At 66.6% G+C, this 24,407-nt stretch carries 25 protein-coding genes; 13 read left to right on the top strand and 12 right to left on the bottom strand.

Annotated features, from left to right (window positions below; genetic code table 11):
• Positions 1 to 27 precede the first annotated feature (27 nt).
• Together ACM9HJ_RS22635 and ACM9HJ_RS22630 are read right to left on the bottom strand one after the other, a co-directional pair.
• Positions 28 to 1,335, bottom strand: coding sequence for an aromatic ring-hydroxylating oxygenase subunit alpha (locus tag ACM9HJ_RS22635; protein WP_416574037.1), 1,308 nt, complete (start codon positions 1,333 to 1,335; stop codon positions 28 to 30).
• Between the two features lie 16 nt (positions 1,336 to 1,351).
• Complete coding sequence (locus ACM9HJ_RS22630; protein ID WP_416574036.1) at positions 1,352 to 2,113, bottom strand: SDR family NAD(P)-dependent oxidoreductase; 762 nt, start codon at positions 2,111 to 2,113, stop codon at positions 1,352 to 1,354.
• A gap of 279 nt (positions 2,114 to 2,392) precedes the next feature.
• Between ACM9HJ_RS22630 and ACM9HJ_RS22625 the strand changes: the two genes are divergently transcribed.
• Together ACM9HJ_RS22625 and ACM9HJ_RS22620 are read left to right on the top strand one after the other, a co-directional pair.
• Positions 2,393 to 3,556 carry an acyl-CoA dehydrogenase family protein gene (locus ACM9HJ_RS22625; RefSeq protein WP_416574035.1) on the top strand — a complete coding sequence of 388 codons (1,164 nt, stop codon included), beginning with the start codon at positions 2,393 to 2,395 and terminating at the stop codon, positions 3,554 to 3,556.
• A 117-nt stretch (positions 3,557 to 3,673) separates the two neighbouring features.
• On the top strand, positions 3,674 to 3,991 hold the full coding sequence (locus ACM9HJ_RS22620; protein ID WP_416574034.1) for a Rieske (2Fe-2S) protein: 318 nt from the start codon (positions 3,674 to 3,676) through the stop codon (positions 3,989 to 3,991).
• Positions 3,992 to 4,175: 184 nt separating this feature from the next.
• On the opposite strand, the gene ACM9HJ_RS22615 is transcribed toward ACM9HJ_RS22620, so the two are convergent.
• Positions 4,176 to 4,493, bottom strand: coding sequence for a 2Fe-2S iron-sulfur cluster-binding protein (locus tag ACM9HJ_RS22615; protein WP_416574033.1), 318 nt, complete (start codon positions 4,491 to 4,493; stop codon positions 4,176 to 4,178).
• Positions 4,494 to 4,612: 119 nt separating this feature from the next.
• Between ACM9HJ_RS22615 and ACM9HJ_RS22610 the strand changes: the two genes are divergently transcribed.
• The 4 genes from ACM9HJ_RS22610 to ACM9HJ_RS22595 all read left to right on the top strand — a co-directional run bounded on the left by ACM9HJ_RS22610 (position 4,613) and on the right by ACM9HJ_RS22595 (position 8,991).
• Positions 4,613 to 5,119: a MaoC/PaaZ C-terminal domain-containing protein gene (locus ACM9HJ_RS22610; protein ID WP_416574032.1), complete on the top strand. Its 507-nt coding sequence runs from the start codon at positions 4,613 to 4,615 to the stop codon at positions 5,117 to 5,119.
• Positions 5,116 to 5,643, top strand: a complete 528-nt coding sequence (locus ACM9HJ_RS22605) for a VOC family protein (RefSeq protein ID WP_416574031.1) — start codon at positions 5,116 to 5,118, stop codon at positions 5,641 to 5,643. Before ACM9HJ_RS22610 ends, ACM9HJ_RS22605 begins: the two co-directional genes overlap by 4 nt.
• A 180-nt stretch (positions 5,644 to 5,823) precedes the next feature.
• Entirely contained in the window at positions 5,824 to 6,561 is a 738-nt protein-coding gene (locus ACM9HJ_RS22600) for a ThuA domain-containing protein (protein ID WP_416574030.1), read from the top strand.
• 291 nt (positions 6,562 to 6,852) lie between these two features.
• Complete coding sequence (locus ACM9HJ_RS22595; protein WP_416574029.1) at positions 6,853 to 8,991, top strand: TonB-dependent siderophore receptor; 2,139 nt, start codon at positions 6,853 to 6,855, stop codon at positions 8,989 to 8,991.
• A 61-nt stretch (positions 8,992 to 9,052) separates the two neighbouring features.
• Here ACM9HJ_RS22595 and ACM9HJ_RS22590 read toward each other — a convergent pair whose 3' ends face one another.
• Positions 9,053 to 9,979 carry a hypothetical protein gene (locus ACM9HJ_RS22590; protein ID WP_416574028.1) on the bottom strand — a complete coding sequence of 309 codons (927 nt, stop codon included), beginning with the start codon at positions 9,977 to 9,979 and terminating at the stop codon, positions 9,053 to 9,055.
• A gap of 102 nt (positions 9,980 to 10,081) precedes the next feature.
• Positions 10,082 to 10,507, bottom strand: coding sequence for a PaaI family thioesterase (locus ACM9HJ_RS22585; protein WP_416574027.1), 426 nt, complete (start codon positions 10,505 to 10,507; stop codon positions 10,082 to 10,084).
• Positions 10,508 to 10,600: 93 nt separating this feature from the next.
• Between ACM9HJ_RS22585 and ACM9HJ_RS22580 the strand changes: the two genes are divergently transcribed.
• Complete coding sequence (locus ACM9HJ_RS22580) at positions 10,601 to 10,777, top strand: hypothetical protein (RefSeq protein WP_416574026.1); 177 nt, start codon at positions 10,601 to 10,603, stop codon at positions 10,775 to 10,777.
• A 12-nt stretch (positions 10,778 to 10,789) separates the two neighbouring features.
• Positions 10,790 to 11,563, top strand: a complete 774-nt coding sequence (locus ACM9HJ_RS22575; protein WP_416574025.1) for an enoyl-CoA hydratase/isomerase family protein — start codon at positions 10,790 to 10,792, stop codon at positions 11,561 to 11,563.
• Between the two features lie 4 nt (positions 11,564 to 11,567).
• Here the strand turns inward: ACM9HJ_RS22575 and ACM9HJ_RS22570 are convergent, their stop codons facing one another.
• Positions 11,568 to 12,452 (bottom strand): LysR family transcriptional regulator, encoded by an 885-nt coding sequence (locus ACM9HJ_RS22570; RefSeq protein WP_416574024.1) that lies wholly within the window; start codon positions 12,450 to 12,452, stop codon positions 11,568 to 11,570.
• 163 nt (positions 12,453 to 12,615) lie between these two features.
• Here ACM9HJ_RS22570 and ACM9HJ_RS22565 point away from each other — a divergent pair, with 163 nt between their 5' ends.
• The 3 genes from ACM9HJ_RS22565 to ACM9HJ_RS22555 all read left to right on the top strand — a co-directional run bounded on the left by ACM9HJ_RS22565 (position 12,616) and on the right by ACM9HJ_RS22555 (position 16,052).
• Complete coding sequence (locus ACM9HJ_RS22565) at positions 12,616 to 13,803, top strand: acyl-CoA dehydrogenase (RefSeq protein WP_416574023.1); 1,188 nt, start codon at positions 12,616 to 12,618, stop codon at positions 13,801 to 13,803.
• 188 nt (positions 13,804 to 13,991) lie between these two features.
• Positions 13,992 to 15,194, top strand: a complete 1,203-nt coding sequence (locus ACM9HJ_RS22560) for a CaiB/BaiF CoA transferase family protein (protein WP_416574073.1) — start codon at positions 13,992 to 13,994, stop codon at positions 15,192 to 15,194.
• A 75-nt stretch (positions 15,195 to 15,269) separates the two neighbouring features.
• Positions 15,270 to 16,052 (top strand): hypothetical protein, encoded by a 783-nt coding sequence (locus tag ACM9HJ_RS22555; protein WP_416574022.1) that lies wholly within the window; start codon positions 15,270 to 15,272, stop codon positions 16,050 to 16,052.
• Positions 16,053 to 16,086: 34 nt separating this feature from the next.
• On the opposite strand, the gene ACM9HJ_RS22550 is transcribed toward ACM9HJ_RS22555, so the two are convergent.
• Entirely contained in the window at positions 16,087 to 17,070 is a 984-nt protein-coding gene (locus ACM9HJ_RS22550) for an asparaginase (RefSeq protein WP_416574021.1), read from the bottom strand.
• A gap of 173 nt (positions 17,071 to 17,243) precedes the next feature.
• On the opposite strand from ACM9HJ_RS22550, the gene ACM9HJ_RS22545 reads away from it, so the two are divergent.
• Both ACM9HJ_RS22545 and ACM9HJ_RS22540 read left to right on the top strand, forming a co-directional pair.
• The gene (locus ACM9HJ_RS22545; RefSeq protein WP_416574020.1) at positions 17,244 to 18,434 is read left to right on the top strand and encodes an OpgC family protein; all 1,191 of its coding nucleotides are present in this window, start codon (positions 17,244 to 17,246) and stop codon (positions 18,432 to 18,434) included.
• Between the two features lie 24 nt (positions 18,435 to 18,458).
• On the top strand, positions 18,459 to 19,559 hold the full coding sequence (locus ACM9HJ_RS22540; RefSeq protein WP_416574019.1) for a 2OG-Fe(II) oxygenase: 1,101 nt from the start codon (positions 18,459 to 18,461) through the stop codon (positions 19,557 to 19,559).
• On the opposite strand, the gene ACM9HJ_RS22535 is transcribed toward ACM9HJ_RS22540, so the two are convergent.
• Genes ACM9HJ_RS22535 through bioB form a run of 5 tightly spaced genes read right to left on the bottom strand, consistent with a single transcriptional unit; the run spans position 19,525 to position 24,380 of the window.
• Positions 19,525 to 20,280, bottom strand: a complete 756-nt coding sequence (locus ACM9HJ_RS22535) for a methyltransferase (RefSeq protein ID WP_416574018.1) — start codon at positions 20,278 to 20,280, stop codon at positions 19,525 to 19,527. The genes ACM9HJ_RS22540 and ACM9HJ_RS22535 overlap by 35 nt on opposite strands.
• Positions 20,274 to 20,912, bottom strand: coding sequence for an alpha/beta fold hydrolase (locus ACM9HJ_RS22530; protein WP_416574017.1), 639 nt, complete (start codon positions 20,910 to 20,912; stop codon positions 20,274 to 20,276). Before ACM9HJ_RS22530 ends, ACM9HJ_RS22535 begins: the two co-directional genes overlap by 7 nt.
• Entirely contained in the window at positions 20,909 to 22,102 is a 1,194-nt protein-coding gene (locus tag ACM9HJ_RS22525; RefSeq protein WP_416574016.1) for an aminotransferase class I/II-fold pyridoxal phosphate-dependent enzyme, read from the bottom strand. The genes ACM9HJ_RS22530 and ACM9HJ_RS22525 overlap by 4 nt, the downstream gene beginning before the upstream one ends.
• Positions 22,099 to 23,370: an adenosylmethionine--8-amino-7-oxononanoate transaminase gene (locus ACM9HJ_RS22520; protein WP_416574015.1), complete on the bottom strand. Its 1,272-nt coding sequence runs from the start codon at positions 23,368 to 23,370 to the stop codon at positions 22,099 to 22,101. Before ACM9HJ_RS22520 ends, ACM9HJ_RS22525 begins: the two co-directional genes overlap by 4 nt.
• Positions 23,367 to 24,380 (bottom strand): biotin synthase BioB, encoded by a 1,014-nt coding sequence (gene bioB / locus ACM9HJ_RS22515; RefSeq protein ID WP_416574014.1) that lies wholly within the window; start codon positions 24,378 to 24,380, stop codon positions 23,367 to 23,369. The genes ACM9HJ_RS22520 and bioB overlap by 4 nt, the downstream gene beginning before the upstream one ends.
• Between the last annotated feature and the right edge of the window lie 27 nt (positions 24,381 to 24,407).

The following is a 24,407-nucleotide window of genomic DNA, read 5'->3' as shown; positions in this document are numbered from 1 at the left end:
GGGAAGGACGAGCGGGAAAGGCAGTGATCAACCCACGCCGCCGGGGCCACCCGCCGCCCCATAGACGTAATCGTCGATCACCTTGTGGAAATGCCGGATGCGCAGTTCCTGGTCGCCCAGCCACAGGCCCGGAAAGCCTTCCGACTGCATGCCAAGCTGCACGCCGGGCAGATTGTAGGCGTCCTGGTCCAGCACCTGGCCCAGCGACTTCTCCCCATGGCGGTAGAAGCGGTGTTCGGGCCGTTCCGGCTTTTCCTCCCCCGCCTTCAGCAGGCGGAAATTCTGGAGGTCGTAATACATCTTGTTGGGATCGGTCGGGTGCGGGCGCTGGCGGAACAGCATCAGATCATCCGCATGCACGTTCATCGTCAGGTTGGGGAAGATCAGATAGTGATAGTCGTCGGTCAGCTGGTCATTGTTCAGGTCTGAATAATCATGGCCCAGTGACGCGCCATTCTCCCGCTTCCATTTCTGCACGGCCAGCCGCACCTCCCGCGTCTTGCCATCAAAATCGGCCGGGTCCATGCCGGCCTGCTTCATGATCAGGCGGATCAGTGGCGGGATGTCGGAGGTTTCCTTGACCCGCGGGCTGGTGGTGGCGAACGGCACCAGGTAACGGCTGTGCCGTTCGTAACAGTCGATCTGGATGTCCAGGTCATCCAGGTAATAGAGCAGCTGCGGGTGGATGCCCTGCACATGATAGCTCTCGTTGAACGCATCGACGGACGCTTTCCAATTGCAGTCCCATTCGATGGTCCAATCCCGCGTCATCGCCATGCGGTCGAAATGATACGGGTCCAGATGTTCCGGGATGACACCCAGGAAGTCGCGCAGCGGCTCCGCGTCCTTGTTCAGGTTGAACCAGACGAAGCTGCCCCAGGTGTCGCACGGCACTTCCGGCAATCCCCGGCAGGGCGTGCCCTGCGGGAACGTCTCCTTGTCCGGGATGCGCACGAAATCGCCATGCAGGCCGTATTCCCAATGGTGATAGGCGCATTTGAAGCTGTTCAGGTGGCCGATGCCGGGCGGGACCAGCCGGTTGCCGCGATGCTGGCAGACATTATAGAAGGCGCGGATCGACATGTCCGTCTGGCGGACGATCAGGATCGCCTCCCGCCCGATCTCCGTGCAGACATAATCGCCCGGCTCTGGAATATCGTCCTCGCGGCAGCCCATCAGCCAGCTGCGTTTCCACATCCGTTCCCATTCCAGCTTCATGAAATCGGGGGAGGTGTAGCGTTCCTTGGCGATGATGGCGTGGCCCAGGTCGGGATCGGGGGCCTTCTCGATGGGGGTGCGGGTGAAATCGCCCGGCTGGACCCGTTTGATCGGCATGACCACGTCCTCCGGATCAGAAATGCACGCCCTTGGTATATCCGCCATCGACGATCAGGTGGGTGCCGTTGACCCAGCCGGCCGCCGGGCTGGCCAGGAAGGCCACGGCCTTGGCCACCTCCTCCGCCGTGCCCATGCGGCCGAACGGATGGGCGGCGATGGTGGCGTTGTAAAAGTCCGGCTGCGAGGTCCGGATCATGTCCCAGGCGCCGCCCTCCACGAAGATCGGGCCCGGCGACAGGGCGTTGAAACGGATGCGCCGCTTGCCATGGAACTGGCCCAGCTGCTTGGCATAGGTGATCAGGCTGGCCTTCAGCGCATTATATGCCATGGGGGCCGCGAATGTTTCGATGGCGTTGGTCGACACGATGAACACCACCGACCCTTCGCCGGATTTCTTCAGGAACGGCACGGCGGTTTCCACCGCGCGCACCGCGCCCATCACATCCACCTCGAAATTGCGCTGCCAGTTCTTCTCGCTGTCCATGCCGGCACCACCGGACACGTTGGGCACCAGGATGTCGATGCCGCCCAGCTGTTCGCCAGCCTTCGCGATCCAGGCTTTATAGGCGTCGCCATCGCGGACATTCACCGCCTCGCCCACGGCATTGACGCCCTTGGCGCGCAGGGCAGCCACCGTCTCCGCCACCTCGTCCCCGGAACGGGCGCAGAGTGCGATGTCGCAGCCCTCATCGGCCAGGACCTCCACGATCTTGCGGCCGATGCCCTTGGTGGCGCCGGTGACGATGGCCTTCCTGCCCTTCAGACCCAGATCCATCCTGTTTTCCTCCCCTTTGTCACGGGCTGTGCCGCCCTTTTCCCCATGGTCCGCCGGAACCGGGGGATGCGCAAGCCTGCACCTGCGCTGGTTTTCAATCCTGATGGGCTTTATATCAGCATCGGCGTTTTTCTGTATACAAAAAACTGTCTCTGCGTATAGATATGGAAAGCGACCAGCGCGCGACAGGCGCCGCAGGCCCGTGCGAATTCAGCGCGCCGCCGCTTTCCGATCATCAAGAACAAGGCGGGCCGGCAGGATGGGGAGGGATAAGGACCCATGGATTTCCAAATGACCGAGGCGCAGCGGGAGCTGCGGGATGCCGCGCGCCGCTTCGCGCAGGAACAGTTGCGTCCGCTGGCCAAGCATCTGGATCAGATGGGGGAGCCCTGCCCCAAGGACTGGGTACGCCGTTATGCGGAACAGGGGTTCCTGGGTATAAATATACCGGTCGAATATGGCGGCATGGGCCTGGGCAATCTGGAGGCCCTGGTGGTGCTGGAGGAACTGGCCAAGATCAGCTCCGCCGTCGCCTTCCCGGTATTCGAAAGCTGTGTGGGCCCGGTGCGGGCCATCGAACATTTCGGCACCAAGGCGCTGCGCGAACGGGTGGTGCCCGCCGTCTGCAAGGGTGAGATGATCGTGGCCATCGCCATGTCGGAACCGGAAGCCGGATCGGCCCTGACCGACCTGACCAGCCGGGTGAGCGAACGGGGTGGCAAGCTGTACCTGAACGGCACCAAGCGCTGGTGCTCCGGCGGTGGCCATGCCGACGGCTATGTCGTCTATGTGCGCATGTCGGACGATGCGGGGGCCAAGGGCATCGGCGCGGTCTTTGTCGAAAAGGGCATGAAGGGGCTCAGCTTCGGGGCCAATGAGCAGCTGATGGGCTTTCGCGGCATCCCCAGTTCCGACATCTATTTCGACGATGTCGAAATCCCGGCCGACAATGTCATTGTCGGCGCCGGCGGCTTCAAGAAGATGATGGAGGCGTTCGACCTGGAACGCTGCGGCAATGCCACCATGTCGCTGGCCCAGGCATCGGGGGCCTTGGAGGAGGTCACGGACTACGTCCAGGAACGCAAGCAGTTCGGCCGCGCCATCGTGGAATTCCAGGCGGTGCAGATCAAGCTGGCGGAAATGAAGATGAAGGTGGAGGCGGCCCGGCTGCTGATCCATCGCGCGGCCAGCAATGCCCAGGACGGTATGCCGAGCCTGATCGAAAGCTCCGTCGCGAAGTGTTTCGCGAATGAGATATCGCGCGAGGTGACGGGGGCGGCGGTGCAGCTCATGGGCGGCTACGGCTATTCCCATGAATACGGCATGGAGCGCCGCCTGCGCGACAGCTGGGGCTGGGGCATTGCCGGCGGGGCCGTGGACATCCAGAAGATCAACATCGCCGCCGCCATGGTCGGCCGCCGCTTTGACCAGCGGCGGTCATGAATCCACCGATCATTGATATGATCGGTGGATTCCGGCGGCGACTGCCGCCGCGCGCCCCATGGCGCGTAGCCAAGCCCACGGATGTGGGCGCCGGCGATTGAGGAACATGAGGTAGCCATGGTGACGGCTTTTGATGTCTGTGCCCTGTCCGATCTGGTCGACGGGGACAAGCGCCTGGTCCATGCCGGCGGGGAGGATATCCTGCTCTGCCGCACGGGCGTGGACATCAGGGCCGTGCGCAACATGTGCACCCATGCCGCCAGTGGTCTGGAGGAGGGGCGGCTGCGCGGGGGCGTCCTGGTCTGCCCCCTGCATGGCGCGCGCTTCGACCTGAACGAGGGCGGGCGTTGCCTGGGCGGGGCGGGGTACCGGCCGCTGATGATGTTCGAGACGAAGGTGGAGGGGGGACGGGTGTGGGTGGTGGTGGAGGTGTGAGTTTGCCTTCACATTCCATCACTCCGGTTTCCCCGTGAAAGTCTGGGCTGTGAGGGTCTCTGCAATCTCTACCGTCACCCTGGCGAAGGCCGGGGCCCAGATGACAGGCGCTTTGCTCTATGATTTGGGCCCCGGCCTTCGCCGGGGTGACGGTGGAGGGGGCTGCAACGACGGTGCACCCCCCTCAATCCTCCGGCGCCAACGTCACCCGCAGCCCGTCCAGCCGATCGGTCACCCTGATCTGGCATGACAGCCGCGATACCCCATCGCGGAAATGCGCACTGTCCTGCACCAGTTCCCGTTCATCCATGGCCTGCGGATCCAAGGCCCCCAGCCAATCCGCATCGACATAGACATGGCAGGTGGCGCATGAACAGCAGCCGCCACAGATGGCCGCCACATCCAGATCATTGTCCCGCAGGTTTTCCATCAGCGAGAGGCCGGCCTTGGCCGCCAGCGCATGTTCCTGCCCGTCGCGGTCCGTGGCGATGATGGTGGGCATGGTTCCTCCCCGGATCAAATTCATTGATGCCGCTAAAAATATACAAAATAAATCGACAGGAATACAGAAATTTGCCCATACTGATACAAGAGGCAAGAAACGAAGGGAGGGGAAGCGGCATGGCCTGGCGCTTCTGGGAGGATATAATGGTGGGGGAGCGGACCGAAAGCCGGGCGCTGACCGTGACGGCGGCGGCGATGAAGGAATTCGCCGACAAGTACGACCCGCAATATTTCCACACCGATATCGAGCTTGCCGCGCAATCCCCCTTTGGGGCGCTGATCGCCAGCGGGCTCTATAATTGCGCTCTTTGGCGGCTGCTGGATCATGAGGAAAATGGTGATATCGCCTGGGTCTGCGGCATCGCCTGGGACGATGTGCGCTGGGCCGCCCCGTTGCGGGCGGGTGATCGTGTGCGGGCCCGTTCCCACGTCCTGTCCAAGCGCGCCTCATCCAAGCGCGACGATGCCGGGATCGTGACCATCCATCATGAGCTGGTGAACCAGGACGACGCGGTGGTGATCCGTTTCGACAGCACGTCCTTCGTGCGCACCCGTGCCACCGGCAGCCCGGCACCCGATCCCACGCCGTCGCCGTCGCGCACCTTTCCGGAGGGCGGGGCATGAGCCGGCTGTTCGGACCGATCATGCAGAACGGCTTCGTCGTCCGCGACCTGGAGGCGGCGATGCGCCATTGGGTGGGGCTGGGCGTGGGGCCGTTCTTCGTGCTGCCGCGCGTGGAGTTTGCCGAGGTCACCTATCGCGGCCGGCCGACCCAGGTGGAAATGGCGGTAGCCACTTCCTATAGCGGGTCCTTGCAGATCGAACTGGTGCAGCAACTGAACGACGCGCCCAGCATCTATCAGGAATTCCTGGATCAGGGGCGGGCGGGGCTGCACCATGTCGGCGTGGCCACAACGGATTACGCCGCCGACCTGGCGCGGGTGATGGCGTCGGGCCTGGATGTCGCCATGGGCGGCAGCACGGCGGCCGGCACCGGCTTTGCCTATTTCGACAGTGCGGGTGATTTCCAGGGCAGCATGGTCGAACTGTTCGAGGCCACCCCCGGCCTGATGAAATTCTTCGCCAAGGTGGAGGCGGCCAGCCGCGGCTGGGACGGGACGGACCCGATCCGCCGGCCACGGGGGTAGGGGGTGCTATCGCTGAGGTGTGGGCACCGCCATCTCCGCAGTTACGACCGTCACCCCGGCGAAGGCCGGGGCCCAAGTGACAAGCGCTTCGCTCTACGACTTGGGCCCCGGCCTTCGCCGGGGTGACGGTAGAGTGGGTGGAAAACAAGGCGCTCCGGGCTGCGAAAGGGTGAAATCACCATGTCGAAACCAATCGATGTCTGCCTGATCGCCGGCGGCAAGTACCATGATATCGACTTCGCCCGGCTGGAGCTGCTGAAGCTGCTGGGCGAGCATGAGCGGCTGCGGGTCAGGGTGTTGAACGATTTCGGCGATGCGGCAAGTATCCGCGATGCCGACCTGCTGATCACCTATACATGCGACATCGTTCCCGATGCCGCCGGGCTGGCGGCGCTGCGCCATTTCCTGGGGCGGGGGCGGCGCTGGTTCGCTCTGCACGGCACCAACTCCATCCTGAATTTCCTTGCTGACGGCAAGGTGGATTGCCCCGACTGCGCGCCGGATTTCATGGAGATGCTGGGCAGCCAGTTCCAGGCCCACCCGCCCATCGGCCGGTTCAAGGTGAAGGTGGCCGACAAGACCCACGAACTGACCCGCGACCTGCGCGATTTCGTGGTGGAGGATGAGCAGTATCTGTGCGACTTCAGGCCCGGCAACCACGCGCTGCTGACCACGCGCTTCGCTGGAGCCACCCCGGAATTCATCCGTGACGACTGGCCGGACGGGGAGCATATGGTGATGTATACCCGCGCCAGCCATGGCGGTGAGGTGCTGTACCTGACGCTCGGCCATTGCCGGGGCCGGTACGATCTGCGGCCGCTGGCCGATTTCTACCCATATGTGGAGCGCTGCGCCTGGCAGCATCCGGTCTATCATGAGCTGCTGCGGCGGGGGATAAGGTGGGGGATGGGGGTGTAGCTCCACCCACCCATGTCCGATGCTCAAGGCAGCCCCCCACGGTCCATACCCGGAAAGGGGACATCCATTTCGGGCCAAAAGCTATCGATATCAGGCCATATCGGCCCGCAATGATCCGCCGGCAGGACCGATTTTCCCAGGAAACGCCTGCCTTTCCGCACCCTGTCGCCCTATCCCCTGGCACATATTGCATCGCAGCTTCGTTTTAAATAAGAATCATTATTATCTTGCGAACGATTATCAATATCCCTATTCGCACCGCGACATCGTTCAGCACCGGGGATGCACAAGATGAAGTGGAAAGTCGCAATGATGCTGGGTGGCGCCGTCGCCGCCTATGCCATGCCCGCCAGCGCGCAGGAAGCGGCAACCGCCGCCGCCGACCAGATCGAAGAGATCGTGGTGATCGGCACCTATACGCTGCCCGACAAGATCGACACGGCCACCGGCCTGGGCCTGACGGTGCGCGAGACGCCGCAATCGGTCAGCATCATCACGGCACAGCGCATCCTGGACCAGAATCTGGTCTCCATCTCCGATGTGATCGACAATGCCGTGGGCGTGACGTCGGAAGAGGTCGATGACGTCCGCAACCAGTTCTATGCGCGCGGTTTCGAGATCCGCAATTATCAGGTCGATGGCGTGCCGCTGGCCTGGACGTTGGCCGGCGGTGCCGGTGAGACCATCGCCGACGTGTCGATCTATGAGCGGGTGGAGGTGGTGCGCGGCGCCACCGGCCTGCTGTCGGGTGCCGGTGAGCCGTCGGCCTCGGTCAATCTGGTACGCAAGCATGCCGACCGCAAGGACTGGGGCGGCTATGCCAGTGCCAGCTATGGCCGCTGGAACACCTGGCGCACATCGGCCGATATCGGCGGTGCGGTGACCGAGAGCGGCAATGTCCGCGTGCGCGGCGTCGTGCGGTACGAGGAGGGCGAAAGCTATATCGACCTCTATGAGAACCAGAAGCTGGTCGCCTATGGCACGGTCGATGTCGACGTGACGGAGAACACGCTGCTGCGCGCCGGTTTCAGCCATCAGCGCGGCAAGCCCGACGCCCCGGCCTGGGGTGCGCTGCCCACCTTCTATTCCGACGGCACCACCACCAACTGGGACCGGTCCAAGACGGCGTCTGCCGACTGGAGCTATTGGAACACCACCAACCAGAACCTGTTCGCCTCGCTGAAGCATGATTTCAGCGACCGCTGGAGCCTGGTGGCCAATTACAACCGTCTGCGCAACGCCCAGCAGACCGAGCTGCTGTATCTGTCCGGTACGGTCAGCAAGGCCAATGGCGATATCCAGTACAGCTATCCGTACAAGGATGATGGCGAGAGCATCCAGAACAGCTATGACGCCCAGGTCAAGGGCCTGATCCCGGCCTTCGGCCGCGATCATGAGCTGGTGTTCGGCGCCCTGCATTCCGTGCAGCAGCGCGACACGACCACCTTCGGCGCCCTGACCTTCCCGCCGGGCACGAATTACGAGAACTGGAACGGTGCCGCCTATCCCTATCCGGGCTTCTCCACCACCGGCACCCTGGGCGTGGATGAGCGGGTGGAACAGACCGGCTATTACGGTGCCGTGCGCCTGAACCTGACGGACGAGTTCAAGCTGATCGGCGGCGGCCGCCTGTCCAGCTGGGAACAGAAGGGCGTTTCCTTCGGCGTGACCAGCGATTATGGCGATGACGATGTGTTCATCCCCTATGTCGGCGCGCTGTACGACATCACCCCGCAGCACCGCGTCTATGCCAGCTTCACCAAGATCTTCCAGCCGCAATCCAGCCTGGATCGCAACCTGAACCAGCTGGACCCGCTGGACGGCAAGGCGTACGAGATCGGCCTGAAGTCCGCCTATTTCGACGACGCGCTGCAGACCACCCTGGCCCTGTTCCGCACCAAGCAGGACAATGTCGCCACGGCCGACATCATGGTCACCCCGCCCGGCGGCGGCCTGCCGCAGCAGACCTACATCGCCGGCAAGGGCACGGTTTCCAAGGGCTTCGAGGTCGAGGTCACGGGCAAGCCGGTCGAAGGCTGGAACATCTCGCTGGGCTACAGCCAGTTCGAGGCCGAGGATGCCAACGGCAACGACGTGATCACCGACCAGCCGCGCAAGCTCTTGAAGCTGTTCACCACCTACAATTTCCCGGGCTTCGAGGCGCTGACCATCGGCGGCGGTGCGAATTATCGCAGCAAGGCCTATTCGGTGGGCTCCAACCCGGTGACGGGTGGCGCCTATCGCTTCCAGCAGGACAGCTACGTGCTGGTCAGCCTGATGGCGCGGTACGCGGTGTCGGAGCAGCTCCAGCTGCAGGCCAATGTCGAGAATGCCCTGGACAAGACCTATTACAGCCAGACCGGCTTCTACAGCCAGTACCGCTACGGTTCCCCGCGTAACTACACGCTGAGCGCCACGTACCAGTTCTGATGTGATCGATTAGAAGGGCCGGGTCCGCATGCCTTCGGGTGTGCGGGCCCGGCCTTTGTTTTTAGCCCTGCATCCGCCTACGGACCAGGATTTCGCCCGTCTGCCGGTTCCACAGGATCGCCTCGCGCAGCTCGCCATGGATGGTCCGATGCCGGAAAAGGTCCCCGCCGCCGACAAGGCTCCGGTATTCCTGGCTGATATAGGGGTAGTGGAGCTGCACCAGATAAAGCACGCCCAGCCAGGGTTTCAGCTCGCGGGCAATATCCGGCGGCACAAACTTGGTCAGGTTGCGTTCCGGCTTGTCGAACGCCGGTGTGCCACGCAAGACCAGATACCAGAAGACCTGTTCGGACCCTTGGGCGATGACACTCTGGTACGGCAGTGGCGGTGAATGCTTGGGCTCGATCGCATAGCTGAAGGTTGTATTGCCGGGATGGTACTGGATGCTGTTGGGGCTGTGCACCGGGTCGATGGCGAACAGGCTGTCACCCGCGAACGGCCCGATGCCAGTCCTGGCCACGATGGCTTCAGCCTTGGCCTGCAGGTCGAAGCTGGTCAGGAACGCGTCCTGTTGCACGACCCCCATCTCCTCCAGGGTTTCGTAAAGGCGTTTGATGTCGGTGGTCTGAAGGCCGGGCGGCAGGCTGGTGGGGGAGCCGGGGAAGACTGTCAGGCCGTCCACTTCCTGCGGCGCGATATCCTTTACCAGGGGATCGGGTTGCGGTACCGGCGTGCCGGAAGGAAGCAGCCAATCCAGTGCCGACCGGGCCCTGTCCATGATGGAAGGGGAGGGGGGAGCCGGCGGCGGGGCATCCTGTGTCGCCGGTTCCGGTGCATTGCCCTGCAACTGTTCGATGCGCGCGTTCAGCGCCTCGATTTCGGCTTTCATCTCCATCCGGTCATAGGCCAGCCACGCGGCCAGCCCGCCCAGGACCAGCGCCGCCAGGCCAAGGACCCCGGAATTCCCGCCCCGTTCCACCACCGCCATCCGGTTTCCCCTGTCCCGACGCAATTGAATGCCGGATGGAAATTACCCGCGATGGCAAGGGGATGCCAGCGCCGGGTTGGGATCGTGCGTTATGGTTCCGGCTCAATGCCGCCCCTCACCCTCCAGCAGCTTCCACACCCCGTCCACGCCCGCCACGGGCTTGTCGCCCAAGCTCAGCAGGCCGCGCGCATAGATAAGGCTGCGGCCCGACCGCAGGATCTCGCCGCGCGCCTCGATGAAATCACCCACACGGGCGGCACCGATGAATTGCAGGTTCATCTGGATGGTGGCGCAGGGGCGGCGGTCCACGCTGTCCCAGACGATCAGGCCGATCGCATGGTCGGCCATGGTGGCGATCATGCCGCCATGGATGGTGCCGCGATCGTTGCGGTGCTTGCCCTCGCACAGCAGGCCGTAGGCGCGGTACGCCCCTTCCTGCCGCTGCCAGAAGGGGCCGACAAGGCCGGCGTAATCCGCCCATTCCTCCGGTTGCCAGCCCTGGGCCAGCAGTTCCGCGCGCGTCACCATCCCATCCCCCGCGTGTTCCCTTTTGTGGCCTAGTATATACGTGAATGTTGTCATCCGTATAAATAAATCGTATCCGTTGCATGGAAAGGGCCGGTGGCCCGTAAGGGAACGGAGGAGGAGGGGATGGACCTGCAGGGTCGCGTGGTGATCAGCGGTGGCGGATCGGGCCTGGGGGCCGCGACGGCGCCGGCCCGGCACATCGTGGGGAACGCGATGCTGAACGGGGAGACCATCCGCCTGGACGGCGCACTGCGCACGCCATCGAAGTGACGGGGCTGAGCCATGTCGGATGCCGTGATTGTCGAGCGTGACGGGCCGGTGGCCCTGGTCCGCCTGAACCTGCCTTCCAAGCGCAACGCCCTGGTGCCCGAGCTGGTGATGGCGCTGACCGCGGTGCTGGATGCTCTGGCTGTCGACCGTTGCGTGCGCGCCCTCGTGCTGACCGGCAATGGCGGGGCCTTCTGTGCCGGGGGTGACATGGGGTCGATGGACGGGGACGATCCGCTGGGCGTGACGGCCATGATGCGGGCCTGCCAGGGCATCGTGCGCCGGCTGGTTTCGTTGCCCAAGCCTGTGGTGGCGGCGGTGGAGGGGGCGGCCTTCGGGGCGGGCTTCTCCATTGCGCTGGCCTGCGACCTGGTGGTGGTGGAACCGGGCAGCCGCTTCTGTGCCGCCTTCGGCAAGGTGGGGCTGATGCCCGATCTGGGCCTGCTCTGGTCGCTGCCGCAGCGTGTGCCGATGGGAAGGGCGCGCGAACTGCTGATGCTGTGCGAGGTGCTGGGCGGGGAGGCGGCTTTGGCGGAACGCGTGGCCGACATCCTGGCCCCGGAGGGCGGGGTGCTGGCCGCGGCGATGGCGCGGGCCATGCGGCTGGCCGACGCGTCACCGGGCACGGTGGCGGCGGTGAAGTCGGCGCTGGCCGCCTGGCCGCAGGGGCTCGGCGAGCTGCTGCGGGCGGAGGAGGTGGGCCAGGCGATGCTGATGGCGACGGCCGATCATGGCGCCGCGCGGGCGGCCTTCTTCGCCAAGGGCACGGTGCGGTTCGAGGGGCGGTAAGGGCTCACGCCACCGCCAGCAGCCATTCCCGGAACGCCACCAGCGGCCCATAACCCTCCCGGTCGGCGGGATAGACCAGGTGATAGCCGCCATCGGTGGTCAGCTCGCTGCCGGGCAGGGGCACCAGCTCGCCCGCCGCCAACTCCTCCCGCACCAGGAAGGACGGTACCAGTGCCGCCCCCAGCCCGGCCACGGCGGCGCGGATGACCAGCAGGAACTGTTCGAACACCAGCGGCTGTTCGCGGCCCCGCGCCAGGCCATGGGCCGCGAACCAGCGGTCCCAGCTGTCGGGCCGGGTCTCCTGCTGCAACAGCGGCAGGGCGGCGACATCGACGGGGTTGCTGACCGGCGTCGTACGCAGCAGGGACGGGGCGGCCACGGCCAGCAGCACCTCCCCCATGAAGCGATGACTGGTCAGGCCGGGCAGGGGTGGCGGGGCGGCCATGATGGCGGCATCAATGCCTTCGGCACGCGGGTCGAAGGGGCGGACGCGGGTGGAGAAATTGATGGTGACGTCGCGGTGCCGGGCGAAGAAATCGCCCATGCGCGGGATCAGCCAGCGCGCCCCGAAGGTGGGCAGGATGGCCAGGTCGAGCGTGCCGCCATCGCCGTCGAACGCGATGGTGCGGGCGGCGGCAAGGCCGAGCCGGCCCAGCAGGTCGCGGGCTTGGTCGGCGAAATAGCGTCCGGCCGGGGTCAATGCCACACGCTGGCGCACGCGCGTGAACAAGGCGACGCCCAACTGCGCCTCCAGCTGCGCCACCTGGCGGGAAATCGCGCCCTGGGTCTGGTTCAGCTCCGAAGCGGCGGCGGTGAATCCGCCCAGCCGTGCTGCCGCCTCGAACGCGACCAGGGATGCGGTACTGGGGATCAGGCGGCGGGCGAACATGGGGGACCTTATGCGGAAATCTGCGGCAATCATGCCCCGATACTGCAAAACCCGCCATAGTTCACTCCATTTCCTCATCAAGTTGGTGACGAAACATGGTTTGCACCCTTGCGCCCGCCGGCGTATCGCTAGGGTCCTTTCTTCACGCGACGGGGTTTCGATCATGGCTGGTCTGGCCGGGTTCCAATGGGATGATGCTTTCCTGCTGAACGACCAGCTGACGGAGGAGGAGCGCCTGATCCGTGACAGCGCCCATGCCTACGCCCAGGAAAAGCTGCAGCCCCGCGTGCAGCAGGCGTTCGAGAAGGAGCATACCGACCCGGCCATCTTCCGCGAGATGGGGGAGATGGGCCTGCTGGGGGTCACCGTGGCGCCGGAATATGGCGGGGCCGGCGTCGGCTATGTCGCCTATGGGCTGGTGGCGCGCGAGGTGGAGCGGGTGGATAGCGGCTACCGCTCGATGATGAGCGTGCAATCCTCCCTGGTCATGTATCCGATCGAGGCCTATGGCAGCGAGGCGCAGAAGAAGAAGTACCTGCCCAAGCTGGCGTCCGGTGAATGGATCGGCTGTTTCGGCCTGACGGAACCCGATGCCGGGTCCGATCCGGGCGGCATGCGCACGCGGGCCGAGAAGGTGGCGGACGGTTACCGCCTGACCGGATCGAAGATGTGGATCACCAATTCCCCCATCGCCGATGTGTTCGTCGTCTGGGCCAAGTCCGAGGCGCATGACGGCGCCATCCGCGGCTTCGTCCTGGAAAAGGGCATGAAGGGCCTGTCGGCACCGAAGATCGAGGGCAAGCTGAGCCTGCGCGCCTCGATCACCGGGGAGATCGTCATGGATGGCGTGGTGGTGGGCGAGGATGCACTGCTGCCCAACGTGTCGGGTTTGAAGGGGCCGTTCGGCTGTCTGAACCGGGCGCGGTACGGCATTTCCTGGGGCGCCATGGGGGCGGCGGAGGCATGCTTCCATGCGGCCCGCACCTATACGCTGGATCGCAAGCAGTTCGGCAAGCCGCTGGCCGGCACGCAGCTGGTGCAGAAGAAGCTGGCCGACATGCTGACCGACATCAGCCTGGGTTTGCAGGGGTCCTTGCGCGTCGGCCGGCTGTTCGAGGCGGGCCAAGTGGCGCCGGAGATGATCTCCATCATGAAGCGCAACAATTGCGGCAAGGCGCTGGACATCGCCCGCCAGGCCCGCGACATGCATGGCGGCAACGGCATCTCCGGCGAATTCAACGTCATCCGCCACATGGTGAACCTGGAAACGGTCAACACCTATGAGGGCACGCATGACGTCCACGCCTTGATCCTGGGCCGGGCGATCACCGGGCTGCAGGCTTTCTTTTAAGTGTTCCCTCAGGCGCCGGGCGCCGACATCCGTCGGCTTGGCTTACGGCGCACGTGCGCCGGGCCGGCAGTCGCCGGCCTTGTTCGTGTTCCCTCAGGCGCCGGGCGCCGACATCCGTCGGCTTGGCTCACGCCGCACGTGCGGCGGGCCGGCGGTCGCCGGCCTGGGTGGCAGTTCTGGAGCGTTTGATCATGGCAGCGCTTGACGGCATCCGCGTCCTCGACCTTTCCCGCATCCTGGCGGGACCCTGGGCCACGCAGATGCTGGGGGATTTCGGGGCGGAGATCATCAAGGTGGAACGGCCGGGGGAGGGGGATGATACCCGCCGCTGGGGCCCCCCGTTCGTCGACGGGCCGGACAGCCCGTCCGCCTATTTCCTGACCGCCAACCGCAACAAGCGCTCCGTCGCCGTCGATTTCACCAGTGCGGAGGGGCAGCAGATCATCCGCGACCTGGCAGCGAAATCGGATGTGCTGGTGGAGAATTACAAGGTCGGGGGCCTGGCCAAGTACGGGCTGGATTATGACAGCCTGGCCGCACTCAACCCGCGCCTGGTCTATTGCTCCATCACCGGCTTCGGCCAGGACGGGCCCTATGCGCAGCGGCTGGGGTACGACTTCCTGATCCAGGGCATGAGCGGCCTGATGAGCGTGACGGGTGCGGCCGATGGCGGGCCGGCCAAGGCCGGTGTGGCGCTGGCCGACATCATCACCGGGCTTTATGCCGGCAATGCCATCCTGGCGGCGCTGCAGCACCGGGAACGCACGGGGCGGGGCCAGCGCATCGATGTGGCGCTGCTGGACTGCATGCTGGCCGCCATGGCCAACCAGTCGCTGAACGTGCTGGTCTCCGGCCGTGACCCGAAGCGGCTGGGCAATGGCCATCCCAGCATCGTGCCCTATGACACGTTCGCCGTGGGTGACGGCCATATCAACCTGGCCGTCGGCAATGACCGGCAGTTCCAGCGGCTGTGCGCGGTGCTGGGCGTGGATGACCTGGGCAGCGACGAACGCTTCGCCACCAACCGGGCGCGTGTGGCCAACCGGGTGGAACTGACCGGCCTGCTGACCACGCGCCTGATGACGCGGGCCGGGGCGGAGTGGCTGGAAGCACTGGAGGCGGCCGACGTGCCGGCGGGCCCCATCAACAGCCTGTCGGCGGCCTTCGCCGACCCGCAGGTGGTGCATCGCGGCATGGCGCTGACCATGCCGCATGCAGGGGTGGGCACCGTGCCGGGCGTGGCCAATCCGGTGAAGTTCAGCCTGTCGCCCAATGTGGACAGCCAGGCGCCACCCGACCTGGGGGCGGACACCGGATCGGTGCTGGCCGATCTGCTGGGCCTGGATGCCGACGCCATCGCGGCGCTGAAGGGGGCGGGCGTGGTGGCGTGACCGGCAAGGCTGGTCAGCGGTCAATGAAAAGTGGTACCCATCACAATATCGGCAACCCGCCGATGAGGAGGATGGATGACCATGACCTTTGCGCCGCCGAACATGCCGGATGGGGCCTTCTATGAGACGGACCTGTTCATCCCGCAATACCGGTTGGCGACAGCGGGCAATGGCTGGCGGCTGAAGGCGGCGGCCCTGTCCACCAGCGTCGGATACTGGACGCCGGCCCGCCTGGTGCGGGACATGATCGCCCTGATACGCAACGGCGATACCTGGATGTCCACCGCCCCCATGGAACTGGAAAGCCAGGAGATCGGTATCCGGCTGGCGCACGGGCATGTGCTGATCGGTGGCATGGGCATGGGCTGGTGCGCCCTGAATTGCGCGCTCTCCCCCCGGGTGACGCGGGTCACGGTGGTGGAACTGGACCCCGACATTCTGGAACTGCACCGCGCACTGGACCTGGCGGCACAGTTGCCCGACGAGGCGCGGGCCAAGCTGAACATCGTGCAAGGCGACGCTTACACCTATATGCCAGACCGACCGGTCGATCTATTGATGCCCGACATCTGGCTGCCCCTGATGAATGACGGCCGGGTGGAGGAGGTGCGGGGCATGCAGGCCAATGCCAGGGCCCGCGAGATCTATTTCTGGGGACAGGAGCTGGAGATCGCCCGCCATGCGGTGGCCTGGGGCCATGGGCTGGACGGGGCCGGGATCGCGGCCACCATCGCCCGGATGGACCTGCCCCTGATCGGGCCGGAAATGCCGGATTATCCGGACAAGTTGCGGGCGGCCGCCCGCCAGCACATGCGCGGCCGCTGGCTGCCGGGGACGGAGGCGCCGAAGGGGCTGTGAGCGGGGGGCGGCGCCTGAGGGAACACAAATAATACTATACCACGCCCATCCCGGCCCAGCCTGCCATCTCGTCGCGCACCTTGTCGATGCCAGCGGCCAGCAGCACGGTCAGCAGCAGCCGCGCCTTGCGGCCGTCCAGGCTGCCGGCATCGATCAGGCCGTTGGCCAGCAGCCAGGCGGCCGTTCCCTCGCCCTGATAGGTGCCGTGGCCGTCGGTGTCGCCCTGCGGGCAGCGGCTGACCAGCAGCACGGGCCGGGTCGCCGCGATGGCGGCAAGCGGGGCCGCCAGGGCCACCGGCACATGGCCCGACCCCATCGCCTCCACCACCAGCCCGTCCCAGGCGGGGTCGGCATAGGGTGTTACGGACAAGGGATCGGCGTCCATGGCGACGGTCAGCAGGCCGACGCGGGCGGCGGCGGTGCCATTGGCCCATGGATAGGGGCCGGGGGCGGGCAGGGGGCTCATGCCCAGGCGGACGCGGCCGGTGATGATGCTGCCCACGGGGCCCCAGCCGGGGCTGCCGAAGGCGGCGATGCGACCTGAATCCATCTTGCGCACCAGCCGCGCGTCATGCAGTTCACCCGCGATGCAGACCAGCACGCCCGGCCGCTTGCCCGACAGGGCGCGGGCGGCGATCAATGCGTCGCGCAGGTTGCCCGGCCCCTCCGCCCCCGGCGCGTCGGCGGTGCGCATGGAACCGGTCATGATGATGGTGGCATCCGACGGGGCCAGCAAGGACAACAGGAAGGAGGTTTCCTCCATCGTGTCCGTCCCCTGGGCCACGACGAAGGCGCGCACGCCTTGCGCATGGCGGGCGGTGATCTCCGCGGCCAGATGGCGGATGTCGGACAGGGTCAGGTTCTGGCTGCCCACGCTGCGCAGCGGCCGCACCGTCACCGGCCCGCCGGTATTGATGCCGGCGGCGCGCAGCAAGGCGGCGCTGTCGGCTGCATCGGCCTTGCCGGCCAGCGCCAGGATGGTGCCGCCCAGCAGGTAGAGGAAGGTCATGTCGGCCATGGTTCTGCACACCGTCAGCAAGGGCAATGGCGCCATATGGGGCAAGGGGCGGCCGGGCCGCCAATGCCGATTTGGCGACCCGGCCCGGACATCGCGCGGGGCGGGGGCCGAAAAAAGTCACCGGCGATCCGGATGAAAGCCGGGGCGGCGACGTTCTACTGAGCATGACCCGTGTGAGCCCACGCCCCGAACCCGCTTCCATCCTTCCGGTCCGCACCCCGCGCGACCCGCGGATCGACCTGTTCCGGGGGGCGGCGCTGCTGGCCATCTTCATCAACCATATTCCCGCCAATCCGGCCCGGTTCCTGACCTGGAGCTGGCTGGGTTTCTCCGATGCGGCGGAACTGTTCATGCTGCTGGCCGGCCTGTCGCTGGCCCTGGGATATTGGGGTTTCCAGCAGCGCCATGGCTGGCTGCGGCTGGCGCTGCGGCTGGGTAGCCGGGCCTTCCGGCTCTACCGTGCCTATCTGCTGCTGGCGCTGGCGCTGTCGGCGGGCGGGGCGGCGGCGTTCGCCGCCACCGGCGATCGCTCCATCCTCTGGCATCTGGGCATCGAACCGCTGCTGGAGGATACGGTGGCGGCCCTGCCGGCCCTGTTCGCGCTGGAATATCTGCCGGGTTACGCGGACATCCTGGCCACATATGTGCCGCTGATGGTGGCCAGCGCCCTGTTGCTGCCGCTGGCGGCGCGGGGCCTGTGGCTGGTGCTGTTGCCGTCCGGCCTTCTCTGGGGCTTCGTGCAGCTGACGGGCGCCAACCTGTCCGCTGGGTTCCAGGGCGAGAAATGGATGTTCAACCCGCTGGCCTGGCAGTTCCTGTTCTGCATCGGCCTGTGCATGGGCGTGGGCGCCAAGCGCGGGCTGTCCTGGCCGCGCTCCGCCTACCTGGATGGTGCCGCCATCGCCTGGCTGCTGATTGGCCTGGTCGTGCTGGAACCCTGGCGCCAACTGGGCTTCGGCCCGCCGTTGCCGGCATCGCTGACCATGGCGCAGGGCGCCAAGGACGCGCTCGGCTGGCAAAGGCTGCTGCACATCCTGGCGCTGACCCATCTGGTGGTGTGCTTCCTGCCGGCCGGTACGGCGGCGCTGCGCAGCGCCTGGCTGGCCCCCCTGCGTCTGGCGGGGCGGCAGCCGCTGCCCGTCTTCGCCCTGGGTGCCGTTCTCAGTTTCGCGGGCCATTACGCCTTGATGGTCTGGCCCGATCCCACTTGGGCGCGCGTCGCCCTCATCAATGCCGGCGGAATCTCTGCCCTGCTGCTTCTGGCCGCCCTGCTGGAGTGGCAAGCCGCCGGCATGCCACGGCCCGACATGCCCCTTCGCGGGCCGTGGCACCCCTTTCCCCCGCGCGCCCTGTCGCGCGACTGATCCACCCCTATCATCAGCATGATCATGGACCTGCCCCTTTCCACCCCTGTCCGTCCCGGTATCGGCGAACCCGCCCCGTGGTTCGCGGCCCCCAGCGGCGACGTCGCGCAATTCCACTTTGCCAGCCTGGGTGGGCGCAATGTGGTGCTGTGCTTCCACGGCACCGATATCACGGAGGCGGAGGCCGCCACCGACCTGCTGACCGCCTGGGCGGAGGGGATGAACGAGCGGCACGTGGTCAGCTTCGCCGTGGTGACGAACGACCGTGGCATCGCCGCGCGTTTCCGCTGGCCCCGGCTGCGCCTGTTCCGCGACGACCCGTCGGGCAGCATCGCGCAGGCCTATGGCATCGGCCCGGAAGGCGGCTGGGTGGTGGTGGACACGCTGATGCGGGTGCTGATGCGCGCACCCCTGTCGGCGGGGGCGGCGGTGCTGGTGCGTGTGGCCACCCTGCCGCCGGCCGGCCTGATGGCGTCCATGGATGCGCCTGCCCCGGTGCTGGCCGTGCCCGGCATCTTCGAGCCGGAATTCTGCCGCCAGCTGATCGCGCTCTACCAGGCGCACGGGGGTGCCGATTCCGGCTTCATGCGGGAAAAGGAGGGCCGGACCGTCGGCACCATCGATCATGGGTTCAAGCGCCGCCGCGACATGATCATCAATGACCAGGCCGTCATCGCCGCCGCCCGCACCCGGATCGAACGCCGGTTGCTGCCCATGATCATCCGCGCCCTGCAATTCCGCACCACGCGGATGGAACGCTATATCGTCGCCTGCTATGACGCGGCCGAACAGGGGTTCTTCCGTGCCCATCGCGACAATACCACGCGCGGCACGGCCCATCGCCGCCTCGCCGTCTCCATCAACCTGAACGCGGAGGAGTTCGAGGGCGGGGAACTGTGCTTCCCGGAATTCAGTCCCCGCACCTACCGCCCCACCACGGGCGGCGCCGTGGTCTTCTCCTGCTCCATGCTGCACGAGGCGCAGCCGGTGACACGCGGCACGCGCTATGCCTTCCTGCCGTTCCTCTATGACGAGGCGGGGGCGAAGCTGCGCGAGGCGAACGCGCGTTTCCTGACCGGTGAGACGGAGATTATCGGACCGTCAGCCAGCGCACATCATAGGTGACGGCGACCGGCCGGGTCGCCTCCAGCAGGCGCATGGCCCGGCGCAGGGTCGGGGCCGGCAGCCGCCCCGGCGCATAATCCGCCCCGATGCCGCGCAGGGAATGGAGGAAATGGCGGGCATCGCCATGATGCTCGACGAAATCCTGCCGCTCCACCCGCCCGCCCGGCCTCAGCCAGCGTGACAAGGTAGCCCCGTCCGGATAGGCGGGTCCGGCCCCCACGGCGCCGGCCGCCGCCAGTGCCCTACGCCATTCGGCAAACGTATCCACCCCCAGCGTGGCCACGCACAGGCCCCCGCCCGGCGCCAGCATGCCGCGCCAGCGCCCCAGCGCCCCGGCGGCATCGGGAAACCATTGCAGGGCCAGGCTGGAACAGATCAGGTCGAAGGGACCTTCCACCGCCGGCATCTCCCCATCCATGGCCATTACCGACAGTCGCGGGTCCCCCGCCAGCCGGCGGCGGCAGGCATCGGCCATGGATGGTGCGATGTCGGTGGCCAGCCACGATCCCACATGCGGCAACCGGGACAGGGCGGCCGCCGTCAGCAGCCCCGTGCCGCAGCCGATCTCCAGAACCCGCGCACCGGGGGCCAGGTTCAGCGCCGCCAGCCGTTCGGCCAGGGCATGGGCGATGCGGGCCTGCACCCGGGCCGAGGCGTCGTAGCGCCCGGCGGCGGCGGCGAAACGACCGGCCACCGCGCGCTTGTCCATCACCGTCAGCATCGTGCCGCCAGCTCCAGGATATGGCGGGCGCAAAGGTCGGGCCGCACAAGCGGCAGGGCATGACCGACCCCATCCACCATCACGGGATCGGGAAAGCAGGCCTGCGCATGGGCCGGCGGAACGATGGCATCATCGGTGCCGGCGAGTGCCAGATGGGGTCTGGCAAAAACTCCGAAAGCCCCGCGCGCGTCGATATTGGCCAGCAGGTCCAGTCCTTGGGCAAGCTCTCCCGCCCCGGCCGGATCGTCCGCCAGGGCTAGCCCGGCCCGGCCATGGAACTCCGCCAGCACGGCAGGCGCATCGGCCAGCAGCCGGCGCCGCATCTGGGCCAGGACGCGGGGATGGGTGCCGGGGAAACCGGGGGCGGCGCTGAAGCGGGTGAAGCCGTTCAGGCTGATGAGGCCCGACAGTTTGGGACCATAGGCCAGCAACCAGGCGGCACCCAGGGAATGGCCGATGCCGATGAGGGGACGCCCTTCTTCGCCCTCTCCCGCTTCACGGGAGAGGGCAGGTGCGATGCGTATAATGTCAGCAGCATCCACACCCGCAGCCGCCATCCGCGCACAAACCCCATCCCACAGGCGGGGCGTGCCGGCCCAGCCATGCACGAACAGGAACAGGGGGCGGGTCATGGAAGCAGGCCCAGTCCCGGCGGCGGCAGGCAGGACAGGATGGTCAGCAGCTGCCCCGCGACATGATCGTCCAGAGCGGCCGACAGCGACAGGCGCAGGCGCGCGGTGCCCGCCGGCACCGTCGGCGGCCGGATGGCCACGGCCAGGAACCCGGCATTCTCCAGCATGGCCTGCAGGCCGAGGGCGGCCTGTTCCTCCCCGGCGATGACGGGGATGATCTGGGTGGCGCTGGCCCCGGTGTCATATCCCGCCCCGCGCACCGCCATGCGTACGGCGTCGGCCATGCTGGCCAGCCGCATGCGCTCCAGGTCCAGCGACGGGATGACGTCCAGCGCCGCATCCAGCGCCCCCAGCACGGATGGGGGCGGGGCGGTGGTGTAAAGGAACCCGGCGCAGCGGTTGGTCAGGTAATCGATCAGCAGGCGCGAGCCCGCGACATAGGCGCCGAAGCCGCCGAACGCCTTTCCCAGCGTGCCCATGGTGACGGCAACCCGGCCCGGCAGGTATGCCGCCAGCCCCCGCCCCTCCGGCCCCAGCACGCCGATGGCATGCGCCTCATCCAGATAGACGGGCGCGCCATAGCGTTCGGCCAGATCGACGGTGGCGGCCAGATCGGCCATGTCGCCATCCATGCTGAACACGCTCTCGGTTACCACCAGCCGCGGGCCGGTGGCATCCTTCAGCAAATCCTCCAGATGGTTCAGGTCGTTATGGCGGAACCGCCGGGCCTTGACCCCCTGGGCGAAGGCGCCGTTCAGGATGCTGGCATGGGAAAGCCTGTCCACCAGCAGTTCCGCCTCCGCCCCCAGCAGTTCGGCCAGCGCCGGCAGCAGGGTGGAATTGGCCTGGAACCCCGTGCCGAACAGCAGGGCCGCCTCGGTGCCCAGGAAGGCGGCCAGCTTCTCCTCCACCTCCCGGTGGGCGGTCAGCGTGCCGCAGACCAGACGGGACGCGCCGCTGCCGGCCCCGAACCGGGCGGTATATTCGGCGGCCCGGTCGATGATGCCGGGGTCCTGGGCCAGGCCCAGATAATCGTTCGACGCCACATCAATCAGCACCCGCCCGTCGGGCAGGCGCAGGCGGATGCCGTCGCGGTCGAAATCGCGCAAGGTCCGGCGGCGCCCGCCCATGTCCAGCGCGTCCAGCGCCTGGGCCGCCAGCATGTCCAGCCAGCCGCCGCTGCCGCTCATGGAACGCTCCGCTGAAGCACCCGGGTGATGGCCCCCGTCAGATGCATCACATCCTCCTGCGACGCCGTGAAGGCCGGCGTGAGGTATAGAATATCGCGAAAGGGCCGAACCCACACCCCCTCAGCTACCAAAAGTCGTTTCAGGCCTGTTAAGTTATTGATCCTATCCATTTGCACCACGCCGATGGCGCCCAGGGTCCGCACATCGCGCACACCCGGTAGATCGCGGCAGGGCTCCAGCCCCGTTTTCAGCCAGCCATTGATCGCCGCCACCTGCGCCAGACGGGGTTCCGTCTCGAACAGGTCCAGCGACGCATTGGCCACGGCGCAGGCCAGGGCATTGCCCATATAGGTCGGCCCGTGCATCAGGGCTGCCTGCGGATCGTCGGACCAGAAGGCGTCGAACACATGTCGCCGGGCCACCGTTGCCGACAGCGGCAGCGTCCCGCCGGTCAGCGCCTTGGACAGGGTGACGATGTCGGGCACCACGCCCGCCGCCTGGCACGCGAACATGGTTCCCGTGCGCCCGAACCCGGTGAAAATCTCATCGAAGATCAGCAGGATGCCGTACCGGTCGGCCAGATCACGCAAGGTGCGTAGCACCGACGCGTCATGCAGCACCATGCCGCCTGCACCCTGCACCAGCGGTTCCACCAGGATGGCCGCGATCTCCCCGCCCCGGCTTTCCAGGAAGGCCTCCAGATCGGCCAGGCTTTCGCCATCGCGCGGCAGGGGGCGCACATGGTGCTCCGGCAGCAGGCCGGTGAACAGGGCATGCATGCCCTCATCGGGATCGCAGACGGCCATGGTGGCGATGGTGTCGCCATGATAGCCGCCGGTGAAGGACAGCAGCTTGGTCCGCCCCCGCTCGCCTTTGTTCAGCCAGTACTGGATCGCCATCTTCATGGCGACCTCCACCGCGACCGACCCGCTTTCGGCGAAGAATACCCGCTCCAGATCGCCGGGCAGAACCTCCGCCAGCCGCTTGGCCAGCGTCAGCGCCGGTTCATGCGACAGGCCGCCGAACATCACATGCGGCATGCGCGCCGCCTGTTGGGCCAGCGCCTGGCGCAGATGCGGGTGGTTATAGCCGTGGCACGCCGTCCACCAGCTGGCGATCCCGTCGATCAGCACGCGGCCATCGGCCAGATGGATGCGCGTGCCCTCCGTCGCCACCACGGGCAATGGCGGGTCGGCCAGCTTCATCTGGCTGTAGGGCAGCCAGACATGCCGCATGCCGTCATTCAGCCAGCCGGGGCTGCCCGTCATTCGCAGGCGTCCGCTTCCACCTCGACCTGCATCGACCGCAGGCCCAGCTTCTTGAACAGGTTGGTGTCGCGCTGCTGCGCCGGGTTCGGCGTGGTCAGCAGACGCTCGCCATAGAAGATGGAATTGGCACCGGCGGCAAAGCACAGGGCCTGCATCTCGTCCGTCATGTCCTCACGCCCCGCTGACAGGCGGACGACGCTGGCCGGCATGGTGATGCGGGCGACCGCGATGGTGCGCACGAATTCGATCGGGTCCACCGCCTCAGCCTCGTCCAGCGGCGTGCCCTCCACCTTGACCAGCAGGTTGATCGGCACGCTGTCGGGATGCTGGGGCAGGGTGGCGAGCGTGCGGATCAGGCTGGCGCGGTCGGCACGGCCCTCACCCAGGCCCATGATGCCGCCGCAGCAGACATTGATGCCGGCCGACCGCACGGCGTCCAGCGTGTCCAGACGGTCCTGATAGGTGCGGGTGGTGATGACGTTTCCGTAATGCTCTTCGGACGTATCGAGATTGTGGTTGTAGTAATCCAGCCCGGCATCCTTCAGCCGCAGGGCCTGGTCCGGGCGCAGCATGCCCAGGGTGACGCAGGTCTCCATGCCCATGGCCTTCACGCCCTCCACCATGGCGCAGACCGTCTCCAGGTCGCGATCCTTGGGCGAACGCCAGGCGGCACCCATGCAGAAGCGGGACGCCCCCTGTGCCTTGGCGGCCCGCGCCTCCGCCAGGACCTTTTCCACCTGCATCAGCTTGGATGCCTTCAGGCCCGTGTCGAACTGCTGCGACTGCGGGCAGTAGTTGCAATCCTCCGGGCAGCCGCCGGTCTTGATCGACAAGAGCGTGGAGATCTGCACCTCGTTGGGATCGAAGAACTGGCGGTGCAGGGTCTGGGCCTGATAGAGCAGGTCCATGAAGGGCAGGTTGAACAGGGCCTCCACCTCTGCTTGCGTCCAATCGGTGCGGATCGGATTGCCGGCGATCGCGGCGTGCCCAATGGTGGAGGCGATGCTCATTTCTCATCCCTTCGACAGGAAAGCGGA

The organism is Niveispirillum sp. KHB5.9 (assembly GCF_048066115.1).
Classification (GTDB): domain Bacteria; phylum Pseudomonadota; class Alphaproteobacteria; order Azospirillales; family Azospirillaceae; genus Niveispirillum.
The sequence above is the reverse complement of the archived record's forward strand: the minus strand, read 5'-3'. Positions and strand labels throughout refer to the sequence as shown.